This window comes from Arthrobacter sp. HMWF013 (assembly GCF_003061105.1).
Lineage (GTDB): Bacteria > Actinomycetota > Actinomycetes > Actinomycetales > Micrococcaceae > Arthrobacter.
Map to the genome: position 1 here is coordinate 1 of NZ_QAIQ01000564.1, position 557 is coordinate 557.

1 protein-coding gene is annotated in these 557 nt (G+C 65.7%); it reads left to right on the forward strand.

Annotated elements, in window-relative coordinates:
• Positions 1 to 557: Mur ligase family protein (locus DBR22_RS24805; RefSeq protein WP_258229312.1), on the forward strand; the 557-nt coding region annotated here is incomplete at both ends.

Here is a 557-nt window from a genome sequence, read left to right on the forward strand (position 1 = left end):
TCCCCCGGGTGGCGGCCGGACCAGGCGCTCCTCGCGGCAGCCGCGCGTGCCCACATCCCGGTATGGGGCGACGTCGAACTGGCCTGGCGCCTGAGGGTCCGGGAGGGCCACAAAACTGCCGACTGGCTGACCATCACCGGAACCAACGGCAAGACCACCACCGTGGGACTGACTGAGGCTATGCTCCAGGCCGCCGGGCTGAAGGCAATCGCGGTAGGCAATGTGGGAACTCCCATCCTGGACGCCCTCCGCGACCCCGTCGAATACGACGTCTTCGCCGTTGAACTCTCCAGCTTCCAGCTGCACTGGGCGGAATCGCTCTCGCCTGTGGCCAGTGTCTGCCTCAACGTCGCCGAGGACCATGTCGACTGGCACGGTTCCTACAACTCCTACCTCGCAGACAAAGCGAAGGTCTACGAGCGGACCCAGAAGGCGTGCGTCTTCAACGCCGAACAGATCGAGACCGAACGGATGGTCGAGGACGCCGACGTCGTGGAGGGCTGCCGAGCGGTCGGTTTCACCACCGTGACTCCCGCCATCAGCATGCTGGGCGTCGT